Source organism: Serratia sp. SSNIH1, from assembly GCF_002935055.1.
Lineage (GTDB): Bacteria > Pseudomonadota > Gammaproteobacteria > Enterobacterales > Enterobacteriaceae > Serratia > Serratia nevei.
Genome location: NZ_CP026383.1, coordinates 296,752 through 319,613, shown reverse-complemented (window position 1 = coordinate 319,613; position 22,862 = coordinate 296,752). Strand labels below are relative to the sequence as shown.

16 protein-coding genes, 4 tRNA genes, 3 rRNA genes and 1 riboswitch are annotated in these 22,862 nt (G+C 57.1%); of the genes, 15 read left to right on the top strand and 8 right to left on the bottom strand.

What is annotated here, in order from left to right; all coding sequences use genetic code 11:
* The first annotated feature begins 34 nt into the window (after window positions 1-34).
* Entirely contained in the window at window positions 35-1,408 is a 1,374-nt protein-coding gene (gene argH / locus C3F38_RS01515; RefSeq protein ID WP_055317019.1) for an argininosuccinate lyase, read from the top strand.
* 36 nt (window positions 1,409-1,444) lie between these two features.
* Here argH and C3F38_RS01510 read toward each other — a convergent pair whose 3' ends face one another.
* The 4 genes from C3F38_RS01510 to C3F38_RS01495 all read right to left on the bottom strand — a co-directional run bounded on the left by C3F38_RS01510 (window position 1,445) and on the right by C3F38_RS01495 (window position 4,433).
* On the bottom strand, window positions 1,445-1,771 hold the full coding sequence (locus C3F38_RS01510) for a type II toxin-antitoxin system HicB family antitoxin (RefSeq protein WP_038872699.1): 327 nt from the start codon (window positions 1,769-1,771) through the stop codon (window positions 1,445-1,447).
* The gene (locus C3F38_RS01505) at window positions 1,758-2,018 is read right to left on the bottom strand and encodes a toxin HicA (protein ID WP_048232159.1); all 261 of its coding nucleotides are present in this window, start codon (window positions 2,016-2,018) and stop codon (window positions 1,758-1,760) included. Before C3F38_RS01505 ends, C3F38_RS01510 begins: the two co-directional genes overlap by 14 nt.
* Before the next feature lie 162 nt (window positions 2,019-2,180).
* A complete protein-coding gene (locus C3F38_RS01500; protein WP_038872702.1) occupies window positions 2,181-3,629 on the bottom strand; it encodes a dihydrolipoyl dehydrogenase in 1,449 nt (482 codons plus the stop codon).
* 72 nt (window positions 3,630-3,701) lie between these two features.
* On the bottom strand, window positions 3,702-4,433 hold the full coding sequence (locus tag C3F38_RS01495; RefSeq protein WP_019452251.1) for a glutathione peroxidase: 732 nt from the start codon (window positions 4,431-4,433) through the stop codon (window positions 3,702-3,704).
* Window positions 4,434-4,584: 151 nt separating this feature from the next.
* Between C3F38_RS01495 and oxyR the strand changes: the two genes are divergently transcribed.
* Window positions 4,585-5,502, top strand: a complete 918-nt coding sequence (oxyR, locus tag C3F38_RS01490) for a DNA-binding transcriptional regulator OxyR (RefSeq protein WP_047729624.1) — start codon at window positions 4,585-4,587, stop codon at window positions 5,500-5,502.
* Here oxyR and sthA read toward each other — a convergent pair.
* Window positions 5,485-6,882 carry a Si-specific NAD(P)(+) transhydrogenase gene (gene sthA, locus C3F38_RS01485; RefSeq protein ID WP_004931047.1) on the bottom strand — a complete coding sequence of 466 codons (1,398 nt, stop codon included), beginning with the start codon at window positions 6,880-6,882 and terminating at the stop codon, window positions 5,485-5,487. The two genes, oxyR and sthA, sit on opposite strands and share 18 nt — an antisense overlap.
* Window positions 6,883-7,100: 218 nt before the next feature.
* On the opposite strand from sthA, the gene fabR reads away from it, so the two are divergent.
* Window positions 7,101-7,733, top strand: a complete 633-nt coding sequence (gene fabR, locus C3F38_RS01480; protein ID WP_004931044.1) for an HTH-type transcriptional repressor FabR — start codon at window positions 7,101-7,103, stop codon at window positions 7,731-7,733.
* A gap of 15 nt (window positions 7,734-7,748) precedes the next feature.
* Window positions 7,749-8,120, top strand: a complete 372-nt coding sequence (locus C3F38_RS01475; RefSeq protein WP_033649905.1) for a YijD family membrane protein — start codon at window positions 7,749-7,751, stop codon at window positions 8,118-8,120.
* 34 nt (window positions 8,121-8,154) lie between these two features.
* On the opposite strand, the gene trmA is transcribed toward C3F38_RS01475, so the two are convergent.
* Window positions 8,155-9,258, bottom strand: a complete 1,104-nt coding sequence (trmA, locus tag C3F38_RS01470; protein WP_055317020.1) for a tRNA (uridine(54)-C5)-methyltransferase TrmA — start codon at window positions 9,256-9,258, stop codon at window positions 8,155-8,157.
* Between the two features lie 122 nt (window positions 9,259-9,380).
* Window positions 9,381-9,593, top strand: a riboswitch (cobalamin riboswitch).
* A gap of 68 nt (window positions 9,594-9,661) precedes the next feature.
* On the opposite strand from trmA, the gene btuB reads away from it, so the two are divergent.
* The 9 genes from btuB to C3F38_RS01425 all read left to right on the top strand — a co-directional run bounded on the left by btuB (window position 9,662) and on the right by C3F38_RS01425 (window position 18,154).
* A complete protein-coding gene (btuB, locus tag C3F38_RS01465; protein WP_055312965.1) occupies window positions 9,662-11,539 on the top strand; it encodes a TonB-dependent vitamin B12 receptor BtuB in 1,878 nt (625 codons plus the stop codon).
* On the top strand, window positions 11,484-12,347 hold the full coding sequence (murI, locus tag C3F38_RS01460; protein WP_025921004.1) for a glutamate racemase: 864 nt from the start codon (window positions 11,484-11,486) through the stop codon (window positions 12,345-12,347). Before btuB ends, murI begins: the two co-directional genes overlap by 56 nt.
* Window positions 12,348-12,720: 373 nt before the next feature.
* Window positions 12,721-14,262: ribosomal RNA gene (locus C3F38_RS01455) — 16S ribosomal RNA — on the top strand.
* 74 nt (window positions 14,263-14,336) lie between these two features.
* A tRNA-Ile gene (locus C3F38_RS01450) sits at window positions 14,337-14,413 on the top strand.
* Window positions 14,414-14,451: 38 nt separating this feature from the next.
* Window positions 14,452-14,527: transfer RNA gene (locus tag C3F38_RS01445), tRNA-Ala, on the top strand.
* A gap of 207 nt (window positions 14,528-14,734) precedes the next feature.
* Window positions 14,735-17,642: ribosomal RNA gene (locus C3F38_RS01440) — 23S ribosomal RNA — on the top strand.
* Window positions 17,643-17,740: 98 nt separating this feature from the next.
* Window positions 17,741-17,856, top strand: a 5S ribosomal RNA gene (gene rrf / locus C3F38_RS01435).
* Together the 16S, 23S and 5S rRNA genes with 4 tRNA genes alongside form the textbook arrangement of a ribosomal RNA operon.
* A gap of 94 nt (window positions 17,857-17,950) precedes the next feature.
* Window positions 17,951-18,027 (top strand) — tRNA-Asp (locus C3F38_RS01430).
* A 51-nt stretch (window positions 18,028-18,078) separates the two neighbouring features.
* A tRNA-Trp gene (locus C3F38_RS01425) sits at window positions 18,079-18,154 on the top strand.
* 260 nt (window positions 18,155-18,414) lie between these two features.
* Here the strand turns inward: C3F38_RS01425 and hdfR are convergent.
* Window positions 18,415-19,242 (bottom strand): HTH-type transcriptional regulator HdfR, encoded by an 828-nt coding sequence (hdfR, locus tag C3F38_RS01420; protein WP_038874715.1) that lies wholly within the window; start codon window positions 19,240-19,242, stop codon window positions 18,415-18,417.
* A gap of 119 nt (window positions 19,243-19,361) precedes the next feature.
* Between hdfR and C3F38_RS01415 the strand changes: the two genes are divergently transcribed.
* Window positions 19,362-19,700 carry a DUF413 domain-containing protein gene (locus C3F38_RS01415; protein WP_019455272.1) on the top strand — a complete coding sequence of 113 codons (339 nt, stop codon included), beginning with the start codon at window positions 19,362-19,364 and terminating at the stop codon, window positions 19,698-19,700.
* A gap of 28 nt (window positions 19,701-19,728) precedes the next feature.
* On the opposite strand, the gene C3F38_RS01410 is transcribed toward C3F38_RS01415, so the two are convergent.
* The gene (locus C3F38_RS01410) at window positions 19,729-21,252 is read right to left on the bottom strand and encodes a YifB family Mg chelatase-like AAA ATPase (RefSeq protein ID WP_055316878.1); all 1,524 of its coding nucleotides are present in this window, start codon (window positions 21,250-21,252) and stop codon (window positions 19,729-19,731) included.
* 341 nt (window positions 21,253-21,593) lie between these two features.
* On the opposite strand from C3F38_RS01410, the gene C3F38_RS01405 reads away from it, so the two are divergent.
* The gene (locus tag C3F38_RS01405; protein ID WP_038874708.1) at window positions 21,594-22,826 is read left to right on the top strand and encodes an MFS transporter; all 1,233 of its coding nucleotides are present in this window, start codon (window positions 21,594-21,596) and stop codon (window positions 22,824-22,826) included.
* The last annotated feature ends 36 nt before the right edge of the window (window positions 22,827-22,862 follow it).

Genomic DNA, 22,862 nt, shown 5'->3' with positions numbered 1-22,862 from the left:
TGCGCCCTTTCGCATAAAAATTCAGGAGTAAGATATGGCACTTTGGGGCGGACGGTTCACTCAGGCGGCGGATCAGCGGTTCAAGCAACTCAACGATTCGCTGCGGTTCGATTATCGCCTGGCGGAGCAGGATATCGTGGGCTCGGTGGCCTGGTCGAAGGCGCTGGTGACCGTTAACGTGTTGACGGCAACGGAGCAACTGCAGCTGGAGCAGGCGCTGAATGCGCTACTGACGGAGGTCCAGGCCGATCCTTTGGCGATCGTCCAAAGCGATGCCGAAGACATCCACAGCTGGGTGGAGCAGAAGCTGATCGAGAAGGTCGGCGATTTGGGCAAGAAGCTCCACACCGGCCGCAGCCGCAACGATCAGGTCGCGACCGATCTGAAGCTGTGGTGCAAACAGCAGATCGGCGACCTGCATCAGGCGATCGTCCAGCTGCAGCAGGCGCTGGTGGAGACCGCCGAAGCCAACCAGGATGCGGTGATGCCGGGGTATACCCACCTGCAACGCGCGCAGCCGGTGACTTTCGCGCACTGGTGCCTGGCCTATGTCGAGATGCTGGCGCGCGATGAGAGCCGTCTGCAGGATACCCTGAAACGGCTGGACGTCAGCCCGCTGGGCAGCGGCGCGCTGGCCGGCACCGCTTATCCTATCGATCGCGAGCAGCTGGCCGGCTGGCTGGGCTTCGCCTCGGCGACCCGCAACAGCCTGGACAGCGTATCCGATCGCGATCACGTGCTGGAGCTGCTGTCCAACGCCGCCATCAGCATGGTGCACCTGTCGCGCTTCGCCGAAGATCTGATCTTCTTCAACAGCGGCGAAGCGGCGTTTGTTGAGCTGTCCGACCGCGTGACCTCCGGCTCTTCGCTGATGCCGCAGAAGAAAAACCCGGACGCGCTGGAGCTGATCCGCGGCAAATGCGGCCGCGTACAGGGCGCGCTGACCGGTATGATGATGACGCTGAAAGGCCTGCCGCTGGCGTATAACAAAGACATGCAGGAAGACAAAGAAGGGCTGTTTGACGCGCTCGACACCTGGATGGACTGCCTGCAGATGGCGGCGCTGGTGCTGGACGGCATCCAGGTGAAACGCCCGCGCTGTCAGGAAGCGGCGGAACAGGGCTATGCCAATGCCACAGAGCTGGCGGATTACCTGGTCGCCAAGGGCGTGCCGTTCCGCGAAGCGCACCACATCGTCGGCGAGGCGGTGGTAGAAGCGATTCGCCAGGGTAAACCGCTGGAAGCGCTGCCGCTGGCGGATTTGCAGCAGTTTAGCGCGACGATCGGTGACGACGTTTACCCGATCCTGGCGTTGCAATCCTGCCTGGACAAGCGTGCGGCCAAAGGCGGCGTCGCACCGCAGCAGGTGGCCACGGCAATCGCCGCAGCGAAACAGCGTTTGGCCTGACGACGACAAGGGCGGCCCGGCGCCGCCCTTGAACCTTTACCCCGCCAGGCGTGCGCACAGATAACGGTTCAGGCTCACGCCTTCCTCCATCGCGCCGATCGCCAGCCGGCGATGTTGTTCCGGCGTCATGCGCAACACCAGTTTTCCGCTGAAGTTCTTTTCCGCCAGCGCCTGCGGCGGCGTTTCGCCTTGCGTCAGCATATCGGCGATCGTTTCGCTCACCACTTTCTCGATACCCTCCAATGCGCCGGTACGCGTGGCGGCCAGCCAGGACAACGAGGGGAATTCGGCGCACAGCCCGACATATTCACGTTCTTCCGCTGACCAGGTGATGCGATAGGTATAGTGTTCATGCTTTTCCATGTTCTTCCTCCATTCTGGCCAGTGCGGCGATGACCTGCTTAACCTGATATGCCTTGGCTGCGCCGTTGTTGCCGCGTTGGATATTGATGCGCGGATCGCCTGACCAGGGCATGCGATAAACGTGATGGCTGCTACCGTTTATGCGCGGCGGCCCAAACCATCGCACGCAGATTTTCGCTAACTCGGCGAATTTGATGCTGTTCTGCCGCTGTTGCAAATCAGCGATGTCATCCCTGATCTCGTTCATGCCGCCTCCATTTTAGTATCATTATTGGTATCATTTCAATGTTGAAGTATAAAAAATGAGCGCAGAAGGGCCGTGAGGCAAGAGGAGGGAGGAAAATGTGGAAAGCGCTGCGCAAAAAAACCGGGCCTGAAGGCCCGGTAGGTGTGAACGGAGAAGGAGGCGTTATTCGCCCGGGCAGCGCTGGCAGCGCTCGATTTCGGCCGTGCCGAGTTTGAGTTTCGCCTGCAGATCGCGCAGCGCGGTGCGCAAGCCTTCTTCGATCACCGGATGATAGAACGGCATGTCCAGCATCTGATCGACGGTCATCTGCTGCTGGTGCGCCCAGGCCAGCAGGTGTGCGATGTGTTCGGCGTCCGGGCCGATCATTTCCGCGCCGAGGAAACGGCCGGTGCCTTGCTCGCCGTAGACGTGCAGAATGCCTTTGTTGCGCAGCATCACTCGCGAGCGGCCCTGATTCTCAAACGAGACGTTGCCCACTTCAAAGCAGCCGCAGGCGCTGAACTTCTCGCTCAGCTCGCGGAAGGTTGAGCCGACCATGGCGATCTGCGGATCGGAGAACACCACCGAAATCGCGCTGCGTCGCAGGCCCGGATTGATCTCCGGGAAGCTGCCGGCGTTGGCACCGGCGATGCGTGCCTGGTCGCTGGCCTCATGCAGCAGCGGCAGTTGGTTGCTGGCGTCGCCGGCGATGAAAATATGCGGCACGCTGGTTTGCATCGTCAGGCGGTCGGCCAGCGGCACGCCGCGAGCGTCGAGCTGCAGGCCGGTGTTTTCGAGGCCCAGCCGATCGACATTGGGGCGGCGGCCGGTGGCGGCCAGCACGTAGTCCACCAGGATCTCCTGCGGTTGGCCCTGCAGATCCCGATAGCGGATAAACACCTTGTCGCCTTCGCGCTGCATCATCTCTACCTTCACGTCGGCGTCGAGGTAGAACTCTTCCCCCAGCGCCTTCGCAGCGTAATCGCGCACGGCGCTGTCGGTCAGCGGCCCGACCGCGCCGCCGATGCCGAAGACCTTGGTGTCGACGCCGAGGCGGTGCAGCGCTTGCCCCAGCTCGAGCCCGATGACGCCGGGGCCGAATACCGCTACGGACTGCGGCAAATCATCCCAGTTGAACAGGTCGTCATTGACGATCAGACGATCGCCCAGTTCGCTCCACGGCGCCGGCCAGCTGGGGCGGGAACCGGTGGCGATCACGATGCGCTGCGCCACGATGCGCGTATGCTCATCGACCTGCAGCGTGTTGTCGTCGATAAACCGGGCATAGCCCTGAATTTTGTCGCCGGCCGGGATCTCGTCCACGCCTTCCAGCACGAAGCCGACGAAGCGATCGCGTTCGCGCTTGACGCGCGCCATCACTTCGCGTCCGTCGATGCGGGTTTTACCGGTTGGGTGCACGCCAAAGCCCGGCGCGCGTTCGATTTGATGCACCGCTTCGGCAGCGGCGATCAACAACTTGGATGGCATACAGCCAACGCGCGCACAGGTGGTGCCGTAAGGCCCGCCTTCGATCATCACCACGCTGGGGGTAGACAGTTTGGCCGCGCGATAGGCGCCGAGCCCTGCGGTGCCGCCGCCGATGACCGCGACATCAACGTTCAACAGTTTCATATCCGCTCCTGAAAGGTAAAAAAAGGGCGGGCCGTAGCCCGCCAAAGTTCACGTTGGCTTTGTTATTACTTATTAAGCTGACAGGAAAGTTTCCAGATCGTCGCTGCCACCGATGTGACGGCCGCCGATGAACACTTGCGGCACCGTGGCGCGGCCGCTGACGGCGCGCAGGCTGACGGTGGTGGCGTCTTTGCCCAGCACGATCTCTTCATACTGAATGCCGCGCTCTTGCAGCATCTGTTTGGCTTTGGCGCAGAATGGGCAGCCTGGTTTGGTGAACAGGGAGACCGACTCCTGCACTTTGAATTCCGGCGCCAGGTATTTCAGCATGGTGTCTGCGTCGGACACCTCAAACGGGTCGCCCGGTTTGTTCGGTTCGACGAACATTTTCTCGACCACGCCGTCGCGCACCAGCATCGAGTAGCGCCATGAACGTGGGCCAAAGCCCAGATCCGCTTTCTCGACCAGCATGTTCATGCCTTTGGTGAATTCACCGTTGCCGTCCGGCACGAAGGTGATGTTTTCCGCATGCTGATCGGCTTTCCAGGCGTTCATCACGAAGGTGTCGTTCACCGAGACGCACAGAATGCCGTCGACGCCGTGCTGTTTGAATACGCTGGACAGCTCGTTGTAGCGCGGCAGATGGCTCGAAGAGCAGGTCGGCGTGAACGCGCCCGGCAGCGAGAACACGATGACCGTTTTGTTTTTGAACAGGTCATCAGTGGTCACATCAATCCATTGGTCGCCCTGACGGGTGTGGAAAGTAACCTGAGGAACTTTCTTGCCTTCTTGACTGGTAAACATTGATTAACCCCTTAATTAGGAAAAGTAATTTTTAGCATTTAGCGCGATATCGCTTCGTTGGGACACATTATTGTCGCTGGGGCTTGATAGATCTAATCGCTCATTGCTATCTTATCTATCGCCATGAGCTATCATGGAATGGAGGGAAACAATGAATATTCGTGATTTAGAGTATCTGGTCGCCTTGGCCGAGCACCGGCACTTCCGCCGTGCGGCCGATTCATGCCATGTAAGCCAGCCCACGCTGAGCGGGCAGATCCGCAAGCTGGAAGACGAGTTGGGCGTCATGCTGCTCGAGCGCACCAGCCGCAAGGTGCTGTTCACCCAGGCGGGTCTGCTGCTGGTGGAGCAGGCGCGTACCGTGCTGCGCGAAGTGAAAGTATTGAAGGAGATGGCCAGCCAGCAGGGCGAAGCCATGTCTGGGCCGCTGCACATCGGCCTGATCCCGACCGTGGGGCCTTATCTGCTGCCGCAGATCATCCCGACGCTGCACAAAACCTTCCCGAAACTGGAAATGTACCTGCACGAGGCGCAAACCCACCAACTGCTGGCACAGCTCGACAGCGGCAAACTGGACTGCGCCATTCTGGCATTGGTAAAGGAAACCGAGGCGTTTATCGAAGTGCCTCTGTTCGATGAACCGATGAAGCTGGCGGTGTATTCCGATCACCCGTGGGCGCAGCGCGATCGCGTGGCGATGCCGGATTTGGCGGGAGAGAAACTGCTGATGCTGGAGGATGGCCACTGCCTGCGCGATCAGGCGATGGGCTTTTGCTTCCAGGCGGGCGCGGACGAGGATACCCACTTCCGCGCCACCAGTCTGGAAACGCTGCGCAATATGGTCGCGGCCGGCAGCGGCATTACCCTACTGCCGTCACTGGCGGTGCCGCCGCAGCGCGAACGCGACGGCGTCTGCTATCTGGATTGCTACAAGCCGGAACCGAAGCGCACCATCGCATTGGTGTATCGCCCCGGTTCCCCATTGCGCAGCCGTTATGAGCAGTTGGCCGAAGCGATCCGCGAGCACATGCAGGGCTACATCGACAGCGCGTTAAAACAGGCGGTTTAAGCCGTTAAGCGCCGCCACCCGGTAGGCTTCGGCCATGGTCGGATAGTTGAAGGTCGTATTAACGAAATACTCGATAGTATTGCCTTCACCTTTCTGTTCCATGATCGCCTGACCGATGTGGATGATCTCCGCCGCACGCTCGCCGAAGCAGTGGATCCCGAGGATCTGCAGGGTGTCGCGATGGAACAGGATCTTCAGGCTGCCGACGTTCATCCCGGCGATCTGCGCGCGCGCCAGATGTTTGAACTGGGCGCGGCCCACTTCATACGGCACCTTCATCGCCGTCAGTTCCTGCTCGGTTTTGCCGACGGAGCTGATTTCCGGAATGGTGTAGATGCCGGTCGGGATATCTTCGATTAAGTGACCGCTGGCTTCGCCGGAAGCGATCGCCTGCGCGGCGATGCGGCCCTGATCGTAGGCGGCGGAAGCCAGGCTCGGATAGCCGATCACGTCACCGACCGCATAGATGTGCGACAGCGCGGTTTGGTACATGCTGTTCACCTTCAGTAGCCCGCGGCTGTCCGATTCCAGGCCGACGTTTTCCAACCCCAGCGAATCGGTGTTGCCGGTACGGCCGTTGGCGTACAGCAGGCAGTCCGCTTTCACCTTCTTGCCGGACTTCAGGTGCACGATCACGCCGTCTTCGGTACCTTCAATCTTCTCGAACTCCTCGTTGTGGCGGATCACCACGCCGTTGTTCCAGAAGTGGTAAGAGAGCGAATCCGACATCTCCTGATCGAGGAACGCCAGCAGGCGATCGCGGGTGTTGATCAGATCGACCTTGACGTTCAGACCGCGGAAGATAGACGCGTATTCGCAGCCGATCACCCCGGCGCCGTAAATGATCACGTGGCGCGGTTCATGGCTCAGCTCGAGAATGGAATCGCTGTCGTAGATGCGCGGGTGATTGAAATCGACGCTGGCCGGATGGTAAGGGCGCGAGCCGCAGGCGATCACGATGTGGTCGGCGCGGATGGTGTCCTGGGTGCCGTCCATGTAGCTGACGCTGACGGTGTTGGCGTCGATGAAGCGCGCGTCGCCGGCGAACAGTTTGCACTGGTTCCGCTCATAGAAGCCTTGGCGCATGCGGGTCTGCTGGCTGATGACGTTATCGGCGTGGCGTAAAATGTCAGGGAAGGTCGCGCTGAGCGTGCGCGAGTTGTTGTAAAGCGGGTTCTGGTTGAATTCGATAATGCGGCTGACGGCGTGGCGGAGGGCTTTGGAAGGGATGGTGCCCCAGTGGGTACATCCGCCGCCTACGTTGTTGTACCGTTCGATAACGGCCACGCGGGCGCCCTGTTTCACCAGCCCCATGGCGGCACCTTCACCACCAGGGCCCGAGCCAATCACAATGGCATCAAATTGATAGTGCTGTTGCATGTAGGAGAGACCTGTTTTTTTATACAAGATTACAACGGTATCTTAACATCATAGCGCTGCTCACCCAATCACCATTAGGCTTTTTGAGGCAAAGCACAATCGGCTCAGGGCGGAAGTGTGATAGAGCGCGTTAGTATAAATGCTGTTGCAATAAAATTTGCTATATTGCCGAGTCTAGGGCGTTAGACTGAGAGAATGGAACCTATCCGGATATGCATATGGGCGTCAGAGCACAACAAAAAGAACGGACTCGTCGTTCCCTGATCGAAGCCGCTTTCAGCCAGCTGAGCGCCGAACGCAGCTTCGCCAGTCTGAGCCTGCGGGAAGTTTCACGCGAGGCGGGCATCGCGCCCACGTCGTTTTATCGCCATTTCCGCGATGTGGACGAGTTGGGGCTGACCATGGTGGATGAAAGCGGCCTGATGCTGCGTCAGTTGATGCGCCAGGCGCGCCAACGCATCGCCAAGGGCGGCAGCGTGATCCGCACTTCGGTGTCCACCTTTATGGAATTTATCGGCAACAACCCGAACGCCTTCCGCCTGCTGCTGCGCGAGCGTTCCGGCACGTCGGCGGCATTCCGTGCGGCGGTGGCGCGCGAGATCCAGCATTTCATCGCCGAACTGGCGGACTACCTCGAGTTGGAAAACCACATGCCGCGCAGCTTTACCGAAGCGCAGGCGGAAGCGATGGTCACCATCGTGTTCAGCGCCGGCGCGGAAGCGCTGGATATCGACGTCGAGCAGCGGCAGCAGCTGGAAGAACGGCTGGTGCTGCAGCTGCGGATGATCTCCAAAGGGGCGTATTACTGGTATCGTCGCGAACAAGAAAAAGCTTCTGTGTCCCACGTATAAAAAAGGTAAAAAATGATGGAAAAACCAGGCCGTGAAAATGGCACCTTACTGCTGGCGTTGATTGCCGGCCTTTCGATCAACGGTTCGTTTGCCGCGCTGTTCAGCTCGGTGGTGCCGTTTTCGATCTTCCCGCTGATCGCGTTGGTGTTGGCGGTGTACTGCCTGCATCAGCGTTACCTGAACCGCGCCATGCCGGACGGCATGCCGAAACTGGCGGCGGCCTGTTTCCTGCTGGGGCTGCTGATGTACAGCGCCATCGTGCGCGCCGAATACCCGCAGATCGGTTCCAACTTCCTGCCGTCGGTGATCTGCGTGGCGCTGGTGCTGTGGATCGGGATGAAACTGAAGGCGCGCAAGGCGCCGGATGCGCCGACTCAAGAGTCGTAATGCAACGGGGCGCCATGATGGCGCCCCTGTCGTATCAGCAGCGCTTTTCCAGCAGCACGCCGCATTCCATGTGATGGGTATACGGGAACTGATCGAACAGCGCCAGGCGGCTGACCCGGTGCGTGGCCTGCAGCGTTTCCAGGTTGGCGCACAGCGTTTCCGGGTTGCATGAGATATACAGAATGCGCGGGTAGGCCTGCACCATCTTCACCGTTTCATCGTCCAGCCCGCTGCGCGGCGGATCGACGAAAATCGTCTCGCAGTTGTAGCCGCTCAGATCGATGCCCTTCAACCGGTTGAATTCGCGCACCCCGTTCATCGCCTGGGTAAAATCTTCCGCCGCCATGCGGATGATCTGCACATTGTCGATATGGTTGGCAGCGATGTTGTACTGCGCCGCCGCCACCGACGGTTTGGCGATCTCGGTCGCCAGCACGCGCTCGAAATTGCGCGCCAGCGCCAGCGAGAAGTTGCCGTTGCCGCAATACAGCTCCAGCAAATCGCCTTTGGAACCGGCGGTCACCGCCAGCGCCCATTCCAGCATTTGCACGTTCATGGCCGCGTTGGGCTGTGTAAAGCTGTTTTCCACCTGGCGGTAGATCATGTCGCGGCCGGCGACCGGCAGCACTTCGTCAACATAATCCTGGTCGAGCATGATTTTGGTCTTCGACGCCCGGCCGATTAGCTGCAGGTCGAAACCTTGCGCGCGCAGATCGTCACGCAGCTGCTCGGCGCGACGTTGCCAAACGTCATCCAGCTTGCGGTGGTACAGCAGCGAGGCGATGATTTTGCCGCTTTGCGTCGACAGATAATCGATCTGGAACAGCTTGTGACGCAGGATCGGTTCCGGTTTCAGCGCGGCGATCAGGGCGCTCATCAGGCGGTTGATCAGCTCGCTGGCGGCCGGGAATTGATCGACGCGAATACGCTGCTTGGTCTGCTGATCGAACATGATGTGGTACATGTCGTCCGCGTCGTGCCAGATGCGGAATTCGGCGCGCATGCGGTAGTGGTCGACTGGCGAGCGGAACACTTCCGGCTCGGGCGCCGCGAACGGTGACATCAACGTCTTCAGGCGGGCGACTTTCTCCGCCAGTTGGTCATCGTAACGTTCAATAGGCAAATTCTCGGGCGTCATGTGTTTCTTCTCGTCAGGCAAATTTGATCAGCGGGGATTGTAGGGAATCAGCCCGTGAAGTCCAGTTTTGTCGCGTTTATTATTTGTAACATTAATGGCAGTCTAGACATCTATTTGCATTGATCGTAGCATTGCCGTCCGGCCTCAAGCAGCGAGTGAAAAGGGAATCCGGTGTGAATCCGGAGCTGACGCGCAGCGGTAAGGGGAAGTCACGGCGATAGCGTTTCGACGCAGACACTGTCCACTGCAGGATGGGAAGTCATCGCCCGTTGCCGGTCGCGCCCGCGGCCCGCAAATCCCAAGCCCGAAGACCTGCCGGTGTTACGTCGCAATGTCCGTGGCCGTCGCGAACTACCGGCCATGATCCTGCGGCATCCGCCAATTAAGTTTGGATGCTTTTCTCATGACAATTACAAAAAATACGCTGCTGGCGGTGGTCTCCTCCGTCACGGCCTTTTCTGGATGGGCGCAAGACAACACGACAGCCACGAGTGGCGATAACCTGGTGGTGACCGCCAACCGCTTCCCGCAGCCGGTTTCTTCCGTGCTGGCGCCGACTTCCATCGTCACCCGTAACGATATCGATCGTTGGCAGGCCAAGAGCCTGACCGACGTGATGCGCCGTTTGCCGGGCGTGGACATCGGCCAAAACGGCGGGCTGGGGCAAAAGAGCTCACTGTTTATTCGCGGCACCAACTCCAGCCATGTCTTGGTATTGATCGACGGCATTCGCCTTAACCAGGCGGGCGTCAGCGGCTCTTCCGATCTCAGCCAAATCCCGATTTCGCTGGTGCAGAAAGTCGAATACATTCGCGGCCCGCGCTCGGCGGTGTACGGTTCCGACGCCATCGGTGGTGTGGTCAACATCATCACCACCCGCGAAAAGAACGGCACTACGCTCTCCGCAGGTGCCGGCTCCAACGGCTATCAATCCTATGACGCGTCGACCCAGCAACAGCTTGGCGACAGCACCGTGGCGACGGTGGCAGGGAATTACACCTATACCAAAGGGTATGATGTGGTGGCTGAAGGCAACACCAGCATTCCGCAGCCCGATCGCGACGGCTTCATGAGTAAATCGCTATATGGGGCGGTACAGCACCGGTTCAACGAGCAAATCAGCGGCTTTGTGCGTGGATATGGCTACGACAACCGTACGGGCTACGACGGCTTTTATTCTTACGATAAAAATTTCAATATCACCGGGCTGCCGGATACGCGCAAACTGTATAGTCAAACTTGGGACACCGGGCTGCGCTATCAGGAAGGGATTTACGCCACGCAGTTAGTGGGAAGCTACAGCCACAGCAAAGACTACAATTACGATCCGCGCAAAGGGCAGTATGCGATTTCCTCCAGCCTGGATGATTCTGAGCAATACAATCTGCAGTGGGGCAATACTTTCAAGGTGGCTCAAGGCACCGTCAGTGCGGGCGCCGACTGGCAGGATCAACAGATCAAACCGGGCACCGCGTCCGTCAGCCGTGAGAGAAGCCAGCGTAATACCGGCATCTATCTGACCGGGCAGCAACTGGTGGGGCCGGTGACGCTTGAGGCCGCCGCGCGCGGCGACGATAATTCGGAGTTCGGTTGGCACGGCACGTGGCAAACCAGCGCAGCCTGGGAGTTCATCGAAGGATACCGCTTCATCGCTTCCTATGGCACCGCGTTTAAAGCGCCAAACATGAACCAGCTGTTTAGTACCACTTATGGCAATAGCAACTTGAAGCCGGAAGAAAGTAAACAGTGGGAAGGCGGCTTCGAAGGTTTGACCGGGCCGGTGACCTGGCGCGTTTCCGGCTACCGCAATGACATCGATAACCTGATTGACAGCGATCCGGTGAGTTACCGTTATTACAATATCGGTAAGGCGACCATTAAGGGCGTAGAGGCCACCGCTTCTTTCGAAACCGGTCCGTTGACGCATCAGATTGGCTACGATTATGTCGACCCACGCAATGCTAAAACCAACGAAGTGCTGCTGCGCCGCGCCAAACAACAGGTGAAGTATGAGCTGGATTGGCAGCTGTACGACTTTGATTGGGCGGTGACCTATCAATACCTGGGTGAGCGCTACGACAAGGATTATGGCGTTTATCCAAGCCCGACGGTTAAACTTGGCGGTGTGAGCCTGTGGGATCTCGCAGTTTCGTATCCGGTCACATCTCATCTGACAGTTCGTGGTAGAATTGCCAACCTGTTTGATAAAGATTATGAGACGGCCTATGGCTACGCTACTCCAGGAAGAGAATACTACCTCACTGGAAGCTATACCTTCTAACAGCACCGCCACACCTCGCCCGACGGTGCTGGTTTTCGATTCCGGCGTCGGTGGGCTGTCGGTATATCAGGAGATTCGGCAGTTGCTGCCGGATCTCCACTATATATACGCTTTCGACAACGTGGCGTTCCCCTACGGTGAGAAGTCCGAAGAGTTTATCGTTGAGCGCGTGCTGGAGATTGTCGGTGCAGTGCAGCAGCGGCATCCTCTGGCGATTGTCGTCATTGCCTGTAACACTGCCAGCACCGTCTCCTTGCCGGCCCTGCGCGAGCGTTTCAGTTTCCCGGTCGTGGGCGTGGTGCCCGCCATCAAGCCCGCCGCCCGTCTTACCGTCAATGGCATCGTCGGCCTGTTGGCGACTCGCGGCACCGTACAGCGCAGCTACACCCACGAACTGATTTCCCGTTTCGCTACCGACTGCAAGATTGAGCTGCTGGGCTCTTCAGAGCTGGTGGAGCTGGCGGAGGCCAAGCTGCACGGCGAAGCCGTGCCGCTGCCGGTGCTGAAGAAGATCCTGCATCCGTGGCTGAGCATGCGCGAGCCGCCGGATACCGTCGTGCTGGGCTGCACCCATTTCCCTCTATTAGCTGAAGAGCTGATGCAGGTGTTGCCGGAAGGCACCCGGCTGGTGGATTCCGGTGCGGCGATTGCCCGTCGTACCGCCTGGCTCATCTCGACGCAGGAAAATCTGGTCTCGAGCCAGGAAGAGAATCTGGCGTATTGCATGGCGTTAAATGAAGATACTGACGCTTTATTGCCCGTTTTGCAGGGCTACGGCTTTAAATCGTTGAAAAAACTGCCGCTTTAACGGTGTTTTGGTTAAACATTCAACGGTCGGAAAAAATATTGAAAATAGGGGTTGCGGCCCGCCGATAACTCCCTATAATGCGCCTCCACTGACCGGGAACAACGACTGACAAGCCGCCGGGTCAGCGAGAAGAAAGCAAAATAAACGCTTGACTCTCAGGGCGAAAAGCGTAATATACGCAGCCCGCGCCGATGAGTTTCTCGGCACTGCTCTTTAACAATTTATCAGACAATCTGTGTGGGCACTCCACAAGACGATATCCAGCATCTTCGGATGCAAAAAAATATCAAGTCTTGAAGAGTGACTAACTGAAGTAAAATTCATGCAGTAAATCTTTGAGCATCGCTTCTCGAGTGGAAGCAAATCAAGCTTTTAATTGAAGAGTTTGATCATGGCTCAGATTGAACGCTGGCGGCAGGCTTAACACATGCAAGTCGAGCGGTAGCACGGGGGAGCTTGCTCCCTGGGTGACGAGCGGCGGACGGGTGAGTAATGTCTGGGAAACTGCCTGATGGAGGGGGATAACTACTGGAAACGGTAGCTAATACCGCATAACGTCGCAAGACCAAAGAGGGGGACCTTCGGGCCTCTTGCCATCAGATGTGCCCAGATGGGATTAGCTAGTAGGTGGGGTAATGGCTCACCTAGGCGACGATCCCTAGCTGGTCTGAGAGGATGACCAGCCACACTGGAACTGAGACACGGTCCAGACTCCTACGGGAGGCAGCAGTGGGGAATATTGCACAATGGGCGCAAGCCTGATGCAGCCATGCCGCGTGTGTGAAGAAGGCCTTCGGGTTGTAAAGCACTTTCAGCGAGGAGGAAGGTGGTGAACTTAATACGTTCACCAATTGACGTTACTCGCAGAAGAAGCACCGGCTAACTCCGTGCCAGCAGCCGCGGTAATACGGAGGGTGCAAGCGTTAATCGGAATTACTGGGCGTAAAGCGCACGCAGGCGGTTTGTTAAGTCAGATGTGAAATCCCCGGGCTCAACCTGGGAACTGCATTTGAAACTGGCAAGCTAGAGTCTCGTAGAGGGGGGTAGAATTCCAGGTGTAGCGGTGAAATGCGTAGAGATCTGGAGGAATACCGGTGGCGAAGGCGGCCCCCTGGACGAAGACTGACGCTCAGGTGCGAAAGCGTGGGGAGCAAACAGGATTAGATACCCTGGTAGTCCACGCTGTAAACGATGTCGATTTGGAGGTTGTGCCCTTGAGGCGTGGCTTCCGGAGCTAACGCGTTAAATCGACCGCCTGGGGAGTACGGCCGCAAGGTTAAAACTCAAATGAATTGACGGGGGCCCGCACAAGCGGTGGAGCATGTGGTTTAATTCGATGCAACGCGAAGAACCTTACCTACTCTTGACATCCAGAGAACTTTCCAGAGATGGATTGGTGCCTTCGGGAACTCTGAGACAGGTGCTGCATGGCTGTCGTCAGCTCGTGTTGTGAAATGTTGGGTTAAGTCCCGCAACGAGCGCAACCCTTATCCTTTGTTGCCAGCGGTTCGGCCGGGAACTCAAAGGAGACTGCCAGTGATAAACTGGAGGAAGGTGGGGATGACGTCAAGTCATCATGGCCCTTACGAGTAGGGCTACACACGTGCTACAATGGCATATACAAAGAGAAGCGACCTCGCGAGAGCAAGCGGACCTCATAAAGTATGTCGTAGTCCGGATTGGAGTCTGCAACTCGACTCCATGAAGTCGGAATCGCTAGTAATCGTAGATCAGAATGCTACGGTGAATACGTTCCCGGGCCTTGTACACACCGCCCGTCACACCATGGGAGTGGGTTGCAAAAGAAGTAGGTAGCTTAACCTTCGGGAGGGCGCTTACCACTTTGTGATTCATGACTGGGGTGAAGTCGTAACAAGGTAACCGTAGGGGAACCTGCGGTTGGATCACCTCCTTACCTAAAGATATTAGTTCGAGTGGCGTGCTCACACAGATTGTCTGATAGAAAGTAACGAGCAGAAATACCTTTATAGGCTTGTAGCTCAGGTGGTTAGAGCGCACCCCTGATAAGGGTGAGGTCGGTGGTTCAAGTCCACTCAGGCCTACCACTTCTCGGAAGTGGAAAAGGTACTGCGCGTGACTGTATGGGGCTATAGCTCAGCTGGGAGAGCGCCTGCCTTGCACGCAGGAGGTCAGCGGTTCGATCCCGCTTAGCTCCACCATATAGTCCGGTATTTCAATACTTCAGAGTATATTGGCGACAGTATGCTGCGAAGTATTTTGCTCTTTAACAATCTGGAACAAGCTGAAAATTGAAACATGACGGCTGAAATTTATCCCTCCGTAGAAGTACTGGGGTAAAGAGTAACCTGTCATAGAGTCTCTCAAATGTTTGCAGCGCGAACGATGGAAACATCTTCGGGTTGTGAGGTTAAGTGACTAAGCGTACACGGTGGATGCCTAGGCAGTCAGAGGCGATGAAGGGCGTGCTAATCTGCGAAAAGCGTCGGTAAGGTGATATGAACCGTTACAACCGGCGATACCCGAATGGGGAAACCCAGTGTGTTTCGACACACTATCATGTCATGAATACATAGTGGCATGAGGCGAACCGGGGGAACTGAAACATCTAAGTACCCCGAGGAAAAGAAATCAACCGAGATTCCCCCAGTAGCGGCGAGCGAACGGGGAGGAGCCCAGAACCTGAATCGGCTTGTGTGTTAGTGGAAGCGTCTGGAAAGTCGCGCAGCAAAGGGTGATAGCCCCGTACACTAAAATGCACAGGTCGTGAGTTCGATGAGTAGGGCGGGACACGTGACATCCTGTCTGAATATGGGGGGACCATCCTCCAAGGCTAAATACTCCTGACTGACCGATAGTGAACCAGTACCGTGAGGGAAAGGCGAAAAGAACCCCGGCGAGGGGAGTGAAATAGAACCTGAAACCGTGTACGTACAAGCAGTGGGAGCACCTTCGTGGTGTGACTGCGTACCTTTTGTATAATGGGTCAGCGACTTATATTTTGTAGCAAGGTTAACCGTATAGGGGAGCCGTAGGGAAACCGAGTCTTAACTGGGCGAATAGTTGCAAGGTATAGACCCGAAACCCGGTGATCTAGCCATGGGCAGGTTGAAGGTTGGGTAACACTAACTGGAGGACCGAACCGACTAATGTTGAAAAATTAGCGGATGACTTGTGGCTGGGGGTGAAAGGCCAATCAAACCGGGAGATAGCTGGTTCTCCCCGAAAGCTATTTAGGTAGCGCCTCGTGAACTCATCTTCGGGGGTAGAGCACTGTTTCGGCTAGGGGGCCATCCCGGCTTACCAAACCGATGCAAACTCCGAATACCGAAGAATGTTATCACGGGAGACACACGGCGGGTGCTAACGTCCGTCGTGAAGAGGGAAACAACCCAGACCGCCAGCTAAGGTCCCAAAGTCATGGTTAAGTGGGAAACGATGTGGGAAGGCATAGACAGCCAGGATGTTGGCTTAGAAGCAGCCATCATTTAAAGAAAGCGTAATAGCTCACTGGTCGAGTCGGCCTGCGCGGAAGATGTAACGGGGCTAAACCATGCACCGAAGCTGCGGCAGCGACGCTTAGGCGTTGTTGGGTAGGGGAGCGTTCTGTAAGCCGTTGAAGGTGGCCTGTGAGGGTTGCTGGAGGTATCAGAAGTGCGAATGCTGACATAAGTAACGATAAAGCGGGTGAAAAGCCCGCTCGCCGGAAGACCAAGGGTTCCTGTCCAACGTTAATCGGGGCAGGGTGAGTCGACCCCTAAGGCGAGGCTGAAAAGCGTAGTCGATGGGAAACAGGTTAATATTCCTGTACTTGGTGTTACTGCGAAGGGGGGACGGAGAAGGCTAGGCTAGCCGGGCGACGGTTGTCCCGGTTTAAGCGTGTAGGGGGTGTGACCTGGTAAATCCGGTTGCATATCAACCCTGAGGCGTGATGACGATGCACTACGGTGCAGAAGTAGTTGATGCCCTGCTTCCAGGAAAAGCCTCTAAGCTCCAGGTAACATTGAATCGTACCCCAAACCGACACAGGTGGTCAGGTAGAGAATACCAAGGCGCTTGAGAGAACTCGGGTGAAGGAACTAGGCAAAATGGTGCCGTAACTTCGGGAGAAGGCACGCTGGCATGTAGGTGAAGTCCCTTGCGGATGGAGCTGAAGCCAGTCGAAGATACCAGCTGGCTGCAACTGTTTAATAAAAACACAGCACTGTGCAAACACGAAAGTGGACGTATACGGTGTGACGCCTGCCCGGTGCTGGAAGGTTAATTGATGGGGTCAGCCGCAAGGCGAAGCTCTTGATCGAAGCCCCAGTAAACGGCGGCCGTAACTATAACGGTCCTAAGGTAGCGAAATTCCTTGTCGGGTAAGTTCCGACCTGCACGAATGGCGTAATGATGGCCAGGCTGTCTCCACCCGAGACTCAGTGAAATTGAACTCGCTGTGAAGATGCAGTGTACCCGCGGCAAGACGGAAAGACCCCGTGAACCTTTACTATAGCTTGACACTGAACATTGAGCCTTGATGTGTAGGATAGGTGGGAGGCTTTGAAGCGTGGACGCCAGTCTGCGTGGAGCCATCCTTGAAATACCACCCTTTAATGTTTGATGTTCTAACTCGGCCCCATAATCTGGGGTGAGGACAGTGTCTGGTGGGTAGTTTGACTGGGGCGGTCTCCTCCCAAAGAGTAACGGAGGAGCACGAAGGTTAGCTAATCACGGTCGGACATCGTGAGGTTAGTGCAAAGGCATAAGCTAGCTTGACTGCGAGAGTGACGGCTCGAGCAGGTACGAAAGTAGGTCTTAGTGATCCGGTGGTTCTGAATGGAAGGGCCATCGCTCAACGGATAAAAGGTACTCCGGGGATAACAGGCTGATACCGCCCAAGAGTTCATATCGACGGCGGTGTTTGGCACCTCGATGTCGGCTCATCACATCCTGGGGCTGAAGTAGGTCCCAAGGGTATGGCTGTTCGCCATTTAAAGTGGTACGCGAGCTGGGTTTAGAACGTCGTGAGACAGTTCGGTCCCTATCTGCCGTGGGCGTTGGAAGATTGAGAGGGGTTGCTCCTAGTACGAGAGGACCGGAGTGAACGCACCACTGGTGTTCGGGTTGTCATGCCAATGGCATTGCCCGGTAGCTAAGTGCGGAAAAGATAAGCGCTGAAAGCATCTAAGCGCGAAACTTGCCTCAAGATGAGTCTTCCCTGGGCCTTTAAGGCCCCTGAAGGAACGTTTAAGACTAAGACGTTGATAGGCTGGGTGTGTAAGTGCAGCGATGCATTGAGCTAACCAGTACTAATGATCCGTGAGGCTTAACCTTACAACACCGAAGGTGTTTTTAGAGAGATTTTCAGCGAAGTTCCGAGATTGGTTCTGATGGCGACACGAGAGTGAAGCGGTTGGAATAAAACGAATTTGCCTGGCGGCAATAGCGCGGTGGTCCCACCTGACCCCATGCCGAACTCAGAAGTGAAACGCCGTAGCGCCGATGGTAGTGTGGGGTCTCCCCATGCGAGAGTAGGACACTGCCAGGCATCAAATAAACGTTATCAGTGTGACGACTGGTAATGCGCAATTCGCAGAGCGCGATTTTGCCGGCATCGAGAGATGCAACGTAAAAGAATCGGTGGAGCGGTAGTTCAGTTGGTTAGAATACCTGCCTGTCACGCAGGGGGTCGCGGGTTCGAGCCCCGTCCGTTCCGCCACTTATTTAATTATGCCTGCTTTATTAGCAGGCATAATGTTAAGCGAGATTTAGGGGCGTAGCTCAGTTGGTAGAGCACCGGTCTCCAAAACCGGGTGTCGCGAGTTCGAGTCTCTCCGCCCCTGCCATATTAAGAACCCTTTGCGAAAGCAAAGGGTTTTTTTTTGCCTATCATTTTTCTTCCTTACCGCTTTGAAACAGAGCACATGGACGTTAGGTGCCGATGTTTGCCCGATCCTGGTTGCTCCATCCTCTTCCGATCCTTACCCCCGTGACCTCCTGATTCCCTTGCTGTTTTGCATTTTCTTCTCTCAGAGGGCGATGGGTGCATTTTAACGTGATAGACAGCCATGACCACGATGGCGGCGTTTAAGGCCGCCATAACGCTTTAGGCTGCGGTATTTAAAGGTATTTTAAGTAATTGCCGAATCAAAGGTTGTTGATCGCTGTTTTGCAACCAGACGGCATACAGGGGGCGGATAATCGGTGGGATCTCGGTGGCGGCCACCAGCTGTGGGTACTCTTGTTCCCACTGGCTGGGCAGGAAAGCGCATCCGCCCGTGGTTTCCAGCAGCTGACGCGTCAGGTGAGCGGAGGTGGTGGTGAGCACCGGCACGTTATCGCCTTCCAGCATGCGGCTTTCCTGTTGGTGAAAGTCGGCTCCCCATTCCAGCTTGATGTAGGGCATTGGGGCCTGTTTATCACGATGCGCGGATGAGAACAGGCGTAATGAGAAATTGCTCAGCTGCTGGCTGGCCAATTCATCCATCTTCGGCGGTTCAGTGGTGATCAGTAAATCGAGCTGCCTTTCATGCAGTTGTTTTACCAAAGAGTGCCTTAATGCCACCCTGGCTTCGAGCTGTAGCGCCTCGCGTTGTTGATAGAGCGCCTGCAACCAGGGGGTCAGATAGGCCTCCCACAGCGAAGCGGTAGCGCCAATCGACAACTCGGTGTGTTGCAGCGAACGCACGACCTCCTTCTTCGCCAACTGCCAGGTGTTCATCAGGCTCTCGGCATAGGGCAGAAGCCGCTCACCGGCAGGCGTCAGGCGGATATTGTTGCGATGACGGGTAAATAAATTTGCGCCCAGCTGGTTTTCTAACTGACGGATGCGGAAACTGACCGCGGACTGCGTTAAGTACAAAGATTCTGCGGCTCTGCCAAAGTGACGCGTTCTACTGACCTCCAAAAAGGTTTTCAGTAATTCGGTATCCACACCTATCTCCAAAAAAATTTGTCGTTAAGATTTAAATGTTTTGTTTTACACGCTGTCAAGCCTATCTAATACTCCGCGCCATAAACAGCACGGCCATAAGAGAATTAGGAGCGTGTCAGATGGCGGATAGCTTCACCACGACCAATCGTTTTTTTGATAATAAACATTACCCTCGCGGGTTCTCCCGTCACGGCGATTTCACCATTAAAGAGGCGCAATTGCTAGAGCGCTTCGGTTACGCGTTTAACGAGTTGGACTCGGGTAAACGCCAGCCGGCCACTGAAGAAGAACAGCTGTTCGTCGCAGTGTGCCGCGGTGAGCGCGAAGCGGCTACCGAGCAGGAAAAAGTATGGGCTAAATATCTGGCGCGCACACGTCGCCCGAAGAAATTCCATACTCTGTCCGGCGGTAAACCGCAGGCTGACGCAGTAGAAGATTACAGCGACAGCGACGACTAAAGACGATGGGGCCTGCGGGCCCCATTTTCTATTCCAGACTACGATGCAGCTGTAACAGCAGACGGTCCATACTGCGATAGCCCAGCGCTTCGCTGAGATGGCGCCTGTTGAGCTCAACATCCCCCGCCAAATCCGCCAACGTGCGCGCAACTTTCAAGATGCGCTGCCAGGCGCGGACCGATAACCCCAGCGCGTTTAATGTCGTCTCCAAAAACTCGGCGTCTGCCGTCTGCAGAACGCAATCACGTTCCACTTCGCGGTTGCTCAACAGCGCGTTGACTTTACCGGCACGTTCGAGCTGCCGGGCGCGTGCCTGCTGCACCCGTTTTCGCACCAGCTCACTGCTTTCTCCCTGCGTTTTCCGCTGACTGAGCGTACCCGGAGGCAACAGCGGCACTTCGATAGACAGATCGAAACGGTCGAGAAAAGGCCCTGACAGCCGGGCCAGATAGCGCAATACCTGCTGCGGTGAGGTGCGATTGTGCAACCCCTGATAATGCCCGGTCGGGCTGGGGTTCATTGCTGCGATCAACTGCACTCTGGCGGGGAAACAGACCTTGGCGTTGGCGCGTGAAATCACGATCTCGCCGGATTCCAGCGGTTCACGTAGCGCATCGAGTACCTTACGCTCGAATTCCGGTAGCTCATCCAGAAACAGCACGCCGTTATGCGCCATAGAGATCTCACCGGGGCGGGGCAGTGAGCCGCCGCCGACCAATGCCGCCATCGATGCACTGTGATGCGGTGCGCGAAACGGCCTCTGGCGCCATGGCAGGGCGGCGGGGATATGGTGCTGCAAGCTGGCGACCGCCAGGCTTTCCAGCGCCTCATGCTCCGTGAGCGGCGGCAGCAGGCCTGTGAGGCGGCTGGCCAACATGGTTTTACCGGTGCCGGGCGGCCCAATCAGCAGCAGGTTATGCCCGCCGGCGGCGGCGATCTCCAGTGCCCGCTTGGCCTGTTCCTGACCGATGATGTCGCGCAGATCGGCGCTGTCGCAGGCGGTGTCCGCAGCGGGAGGCGTGGCCGCCACCGGCAGTTCGCCCTGGCCGAGCAGAAAGGCGCAGACTTCCAGCAGGTGCCGGGCGGTATGGGAGCGCGACTGTGCGATCAGGCCGACCTCGGCGGCGTTGTCCGCCGAGAGGATCAGTTGCCGCCCGGCGTCAGCCGCCGCCAGCGCCGCCGGGATCGCGCCCCTGACCGCGCGCAGTGCGCCGGACAGCGCAAGCTCGCCAAGAAACTCGTAGCGTGCCAACGGTGCGAGGGGCAATTGCTCGGAGGCGGCGAGGATCGCCAGCGCTATCGGCAGATCGTAACGCCCGCCTTCTTTCGGCAGATCGGCGGGCGCCAAATTGACGGTGATGCGCCGGGCGGGAAAGGTGAAACCGTTGTTGATCAGGGCACTGCGTACCCGATCGCGCGCCTCTTTCACCGTGGTTTCCGGCAGACCGACCAGCGTCAGGCCGGGCAGGCCATTGCTGATATGCACCTCCACCGCCACGGAAGGGGCCTGAACGCCGATGATGGCGCGGCTATAGATTACCGCCAGTGACATATCGCTCTCCTTGCTGATGGCGACATGATGCGCGATTCATCTTGGTGGTGCGCGGAGTTATTGGTGTTTTTTCGATGGTTTTCGCAGCTTAATCACCGATTTTTATCTCATCGAATGGGATTGTGCGAGCAGACTCGCAGCCTGCGGCAATACCCATTAACAATTCGCTGAAGGCTGCAACACATTAGCGGCCCAGACGCATTGCAACCATAGGCTTGATGGGTGTATTTAACAATTGATTAAAAGAAAAATCACTTCTTTAACAAACCTCGACCGCCGCCGCATTCTGCCCGGCAGCCGCTAAGCCTCCTGACTTCGTACTCTACGGTAGGGATAACACTATGTTCGGTTGGACCCCGCTGCAGCGCAACGCGGCAATCGCCAGCTTTTCAAGCTGGACGCTCGACGCTTTCGATTTTTTCGTGCTGGTATTCTTACTCAGCGATATCGCGCAATCCTTTCACGTCGGCCTGGAACAGGTCACGTTGGCGATTCTGCTCACGCTGGCGGTGCGGCCTATCGGCGCGCTGATCTTCGGGCGCGCGGCGGAAAAGTATGGCCGCAAGCCGATCCTGATGTTGAATATCGTCTTCTTCTCGGTATTTGAGCTGCTCTCCGCCGCCGCGCCCTCGCTGACGGTCTTTTTGCTGTTGCGGGTGTTGTACGGGGTTGCGATGGGCGGCATCTGGGGCGTGGCGTCGTCATTGGCGATGGAAACCATACCGGACCGCTCACGCGGCCTGATGTCGGGTATTTTCCAGGCTGGCTATCCGTTCGGTTATCTGCTGGCGGCGGTGGTGTACGGCCTGCTGTTCGAAACGGTCGGCTGGCGCGGCATGTTCGTTATCGGCGCAGCGCCGATCCTGCTGCTGCCGTTTATTTATTATTGCGTGCAGGAGTCGCCGGTGTGGCTGGCGGCGCGCGAACGCAAAGAAAGCACCGCTTTGCTGCCGGTATTGAAGAGCCACTGGAAGCTGTGCTGCTATCTGGTGCTGCTGATGGCGGCGTTCAATTTCTTCTCCCACGGCACGCAGGATCTGTATCCGGTATTTTTGAAAGTTCAGCACGGTTTCGACCCTAAAACCGTCAGTATCATCGCCATAAGCTACAATATCGCGTCCATTATTGGCGGCGTTTTCTTCGGTTCGTTATCGGAAAAGATCGGCCGTAAGAAAGCGATCATCATCGCCGCGCTGCTGGCGTTGCCGGTGATCCCGCTGTGGGCGTTTTCCAGCGGTTCACTGATGTTGGGGATCGGCGCTTTCCTGATGCAGTTCATGGTGCAGGGTGCCTGGGGCGTGATACCGACCTACCTGACCGAACTGGTGCCGGCCAACACCCGCGCGGTGCTGCCGGGGTTCGTGTACCAGCTGGGCAATCTGATCGCCTCGGTCAACGCCACGCTGCAAGCCACCATCGCCGAGCATCATGGGCATAATTACGGCCTGGCGATGGCGATCGTCGCCGCTACGGTGGCGGTGGCGATCGCCCTGTTGGTGTTCTTCGGCAAGGATACGCGCGGCAAGGCGATCACCGACGCGGTGAAAAATCCGGACATGCGCGCCAATGTGTGAAAGAGGGGGGATTTGCGTGAGGTATGACCAGATTGC

What these genes read in the sequence shown, in the direction of transcription:
- argH (WP_055317019.1), top strand. Translation starts at nt 35, where the DNA reads ATGGCACTTTGGGGCGGACGGTTCACTCAGGCGGCGGATCAGCGGTTC.
- C3F38_RS01510 (WP_038872699.1), bottom strand. Translation starts at nt 1,771, where the DNA reads ATGGAAAAGCATGAACACTATACCTATCGCATCACCTGGTCAGCGGAA.
- C3F38_RS01505 (WP_048232159.1), bottom strand. Translation starts at nt 2,018, where the DNA reads ATGAACGAGATCAGGGATGACATCGCTGATTTGCAACAGCGGCAGAAC.
- C3F38_RS01500 (WP_038872702.1), bottom strand. Translation starts at nt 3,629, where the DNA reads ATGAAACTGTTGAACGTTGATGTCGCGGTCATCGGCGGCGGCACCGCA.
- C3F38_RS01495 (WP_019452251.1), bottom strand. Translation starts at nt 4,433, where the DNA reads ATGTTTACCAGTCAAGAAGGCAAGAAAGTTCCTCAGGTTACTTTCCAC.
- oxyR (WP_047729624.1), top strand. Translation starts at nt 4,585, where the DNA reads ATGAATATTCGTGATTTAGAGTATCTGGTCGCCTTGGCCGAGCACCGG.
- sthA (WP_004931047.1), bottom strand. Translation starts at nt 6,882, where the DNA reads ATGCAACAGCACTATCAATTTGATGCCATTGTGATTGGCTCGGGCCCT.
- fabR (WP_004931044.1), top strand. Translation starts at nt 7,101, where the DNA reads ATGGGCGTCAGAGCACAACAAAAAGAACGGACTCGTCGTTCCCTGATC.
- C3F38_RS01475 (WP_033649905.1), top strand. Translation starts at nt 7,749, where the DNA reads ATGGAAAAACCAGGCCGTGAAAATGGCACCTTACTGCTGGCGTTGATT.
- trmA (WP_055317020.1), bottom strand. Translation starts at nt 9,258, where the DNA reads ATGACGCCCGAGAATTTGCCTATTGAACGTTACGATGACCAACTGGCG.
- btuB (WP_055312965.1), top strand. Translation starts at nt 9,662, where the DNA reads ATGACAATTACAAAAAATACGCTGCTGGCGGTGGTCTCCTCCGTCACG.
- murI (WP_025921004.1), top strand. Translation starts at nt 11,484, where the DNA reads ATGGCTACGCTACTCCAGGAAGAGAATACTACCTCACTGGAAGCTATA.
- C3F38_RS01415 (WP_019455272.1), top strand. Translation starts at nt 19,362, where the DNA reads ATGGCGGATAGCTTCACCACGACCAATCGTTTTTTTGATAATAAACAT.
- C3F38_RS01410 (WP_055316878.1), bottom strand. Translation starts at nt 21,252, where the DNA reads ATGTCACTGGCGGTAATCTATAGCCGCGCCATCATCGGCGTTCAGGCC.
- C3F38_RS01405 (WP_038874708.1), top strand. Translation starts at nt 21,594, where the DNA reads ATGTTCGGTTGGACCCCGCTGCAGCGCAACGCGGCAATCGCCAGCTTT.